Source organism: Laedolimicola ammoniilytica (assembly GCF_025567165.1).
Taxonomy (GTDB): domain Bacteria; phylum Bacillota; class Clostridia; order Lachnospirales; family Lachnospiraceae; genus Laedolimicola; species Laedolimicola ammoniilytica.
The window spans coordinates 12,865-15,994 of record NZ_JAOQKC010000028.1 but is presented as its reverse complement, the minus strand read 5'-3'; the positions used below and the strand labels follow the sequence as shown (position 1 = coordinate 15,994).

At 43.7% G+C, this 3,130-nt stretch carries 6 protein-coding genes; 5 read left to right on the top strand and 1 reads right to left on the bottom strand.

Features of this window, described 5'->3' with window-relative positions; translation table 11 throughout:
- The first annotated feature begins 30 nt into the window (after positions 1-30).
- On the top strand, positions 31-264 hold the full coding sequence (locus tag OCV63_RS15415; RefSeq protein WP_262670912.1) for a hypothetical protein: 234 nt from the start codon (positions 31-33) through the stop codon (positions 262-264).
- A gap of 75 nt (positions 265-339) precedes the next feature.
- Here OCV63_RS15415 and OCV63_RS15410 read toward each other — a convergent pair whose 3' ends face one another.
- Positions 340-696 (bottom strand): helix-turn-helix domain-containing protein, encoded by a 357-nt coding sequence (locus OCV63_RS15410; RefSeq protein ID WP_158365183.1) that lies wholly within the window; start codon positions 694-696, stop codon positions 340-342.
- A 164-nt stretch (positions 697-860) separates the two neighbouring features.
- Here OCV63_RS15410 and OCV63_RS15405 point away from each other — a divergent pair, with 164 nt between their 5' ends.
- From OCV63_RS15405 to OCV63_RS15390, 4 genes are all read left to right on the top strand, one after another.
- Positions 861-1,049, top strand: coding sequence for a helix-turn-helix domain-containing protein (locus OCV63_RS15405; protein WP_158365182.1), 189 nt, complete (start codon positions 861-863; stop codon positions 1,047-1,049).
- On the top strand, positions 1,042-1,734 hold the full coding sequence (locus tag OCV63_RS15400) for a response regulator transcription factor (protein WP_015524604.1): 693 nt from the start codon (positions 1,042-1,044) through the stop codon (positions 1,732-1,734). The genes OCV63_RS15405 and OCV63_RS15400 overlap by 8 nt, the downstream gene beginning before the upstream one ends.
- 5 nt (positions 1,735-1,739) lie before the next feature.
- Entirely contained in the window at positions 1,740-2,657 is a 918-nt protein-coding gene (locus OCV63_RS15395; RefSeq protein ID WP_158365181.1) for a sensor histidine kinase, read from the top strand.
- 218 nt (positions 2,658-2,875) lie between these two features.
- On the top strand, positions 2,876-3,130 hold a 255-nt coding region (locus tag OCV63_RS15390; RefSeq protein WP_158365196.1), incomplete at its 3' end, for an ATP-binding cassette domain-containing protein.

Below are 3,130 nucleotides of genomic sequence, written 5' to 3'. Positions count from 1 at the left end.
ATCGAGTGCTGAAAATGGAGGTAGAACAGGATGTTGAAAAAGAAAAAGACCACGGCCAGCGGTAAGCTGGTCCTGGTCAAAAGCGTTCGCAGGCACTGGACATCCGGGGGATGTCCGCTTAGTGCCGACCGGAGTGGAACGGAGACCGCGCAGCCACAGAATGAAATTCTGTGTTCAAAGGGGCTTGGGGGCGCTGCCCTCAACAAGCAAGCGGAGAGGAAAATCACAAAGGGATTTTCTTCTCTGCGGGCCTGTGTGTATTAACACAGGCATTGCTTGCCTCTTTTCTCCGAAAATGAAAAGAACCAGTGAGAGAATCGTTAAATTTCACTCACTGGCTCAATTCGTTTCAAATTTTTCGGACAACTCTGTCAGTTCCTTCACCGTTTCCTGGGTGTGATGCAGCAGGGTGTCACGCATTTCTGGCGGACAGCTGGAATAAAGCATTTTCATCTGATTGACACCCGCATCCTCCAGAGAAACATCTGGATTTATAAGTGTATCTAAAGAGATATGCAGGACCTTGGCCAATGCTCTCAAAATCAAATAAGAAGGATTCATTTTCCCCTTTTCGATATTGGCGATTTGCTTTACAGAAACATGGCTCAGATCAGAAAGCTCCTGCTGCGTCAGATCTTTATTCTTTCGGGCTTCCCGCATTTTCTGCCCTAAAGCAGTTAAATCATCAATCGGCATAATCATTCACCTCAATAATATTGTATCGTTCCGGTTTATATGATGGAATGACCTTATTATGCCTGAAAAACTGTACGATTATGCCGATTTTATAAAGCTGCGATTGGTGATAAACTTGTATTGTTCGAGACAAAGAACTATAATGTACTCTGTGGAGGTGCAGAATGGATTATATGACACTAAAAGAGGCCGCCGAAAAATGGGGCGTGACACCTCGTAGAGTAAATTACTATTGTGCAGCTGGGCGTATCCCCGGTGCTGTGAAGATGGCTGGTGTTTGGCTGATCCCAAAGAACACAGAAAAGCCGATTGACGGAAGGACAAAACAAGGGAAGGAGTTGCGCCATGAATAAAATCCTGATTATAGATGATGACAGAGAACTGTGTGCTTTGATTAAACGCAGCGTACAAGCAGAAAACATAGAAGCTGATTTTTGTAATACCGGAAAAGAGGGTTTACAAAAATTAAGAGAGCAGGAGTATCAGCTTGTGGTGCTGGATGTGATGATGCCTGGTATGGATGGCTTTGAAACGCTGGAAGAAATCCGCAAAGAGAACAGTCTGCCGATTTTGATGTTCACATCTAAAAATGACAGCATTTCTAAAGTACGGGGCTTACGGGCCGGCGCGGACGATTATCTTACAAAACCGTTTGATATGGATGAACTGATTGCCCGCATTGCGTCCCTCATTCGCCGCTACACCCGTTTTAATCATCAAGCCGGAGCTGTGCAAAAACTGGATTTTGATGGATTGCAGATTGACCTTGAAAATCGTTCTGTTACTACATCAAACGGCACTTTTGAACTGCCCCCAAAGGAATTTGATTTGCTCCTGTACTGTGCAAAACATCAAGGGAAAATTTTGACCAAACAGCAGATTTATGAGGAAGTATGGGGCGAAGAATATTTCTATGATGATAGTAACATTATGGCGATTATCAGCCGACTTCGTAAAAAATTAGAAGTCAATCCTTCAAGCCCAAAGTATATCCAAACGGTCAAAGGGATTGGCTACCGGTTTAATAAGGAGGTGTAGTCAGCATGGAAATTATCGTATTCTTGTCCATTGTGATTGCTGTTGTGGCTGTATTGACTTCCATCGTTCTCGTTCGGCGTGTAAAAAAACAAATAGCAGAAATGACCGATGTGCTGGTTGATGTGAAAAACGGAAATGGCAACCGGCGTATTCTATCTGCAACAAATGAACTGACAGCACCTCTTGCCTATGAAATCAATGAGATCGTTGTGGCCTATGAAAGCAGACTTTCAACTGTACGGCAGACAGAAGAAACCAACCGCCAGCTTATGACGAGCCTTTCCCATGATGTGCGAACGCCCCTTACTACTCTGATTGGGTATCTTGACGCTGCACACAAAGGGCTGGTCACAGGAAAAGACCGGGATGATTATATTGAAACCGCCCGCCGGAAAGCCCATGATCTGAAAGAATATATTGATGTACTCTTTGACTGGTTCAAGTTAAATTCTAACGAGTTTGCTTTGGAGATCCAGAGTGTTGAGGCCGCAGAGCTGACAAGAAATATCCTCATTGACTGGATACCGATTTTTGAGGATAAACAGGTTGAGTATGACATTGATATTCCCGAACAGCCTGTCCGGGTAAGATTGGATATGGACAGCTATATGAGGATTGTCAATAATCTCATTCAAAATGTAATCGCTCACAGCCATGCAGACAAAATCAAAATTGCCCTGTCAAAGAAGGAAAATAACATGGAGCTGCTGCTGGCGGATAATGGAGTGGGAATTGAGAAGGAAGATTTGAAACACATTTTTGAACGGCTCTATAAGTGTGACAAAGGACGGTCTGAAAAAGGAAGCGGTCTTGGTCTTTCTATTGTCCATCAGCTCGTAGAAAAGATGGATGGGAGTATAACAGTTGAAAGTTTGCCGGGAAAAGGGACTGAATTTATATTGCTTTTTCCTTTGGAGAGTTAAGCGGGTTCCCGTCTTTATGGCGGGAGCCTTACTTATTTTCAGAAGTCTTTTAGAAAATGGCATGGGAACCTTCTCAATCCCCAAACGGATTGAGAAGTAGCGGAATAGGATTTGCATTGCAATTCCTATTCCTTAATTGCAAGGTTAATGCAAGGTTGCGGCAAGGTTAATGCAAGGTTGGCATGATAGAATACCTTACAGAACAGGAGGTTTTGAATATGGATACAAATTATATCATTGAAACAAAAAATCTGACGAAGCAATACGGCTCACAAAAGAGTGTGGCTGACTTAAATATCCATGTGAAGCGTGGGAGAATTTACGGTCTGCTGGGCAGAAACGGAGCCGGAAAAACCACTACCATGAAAATGCTGTTGGGCTTAACGAAGCCGACTTCCGGGGAGGTCAAAATCTGGGGAAAGTCTTTGCAAGGGAATGAAAAGAAGCTGTTGCCCCGTATCGGAAGCCTGATT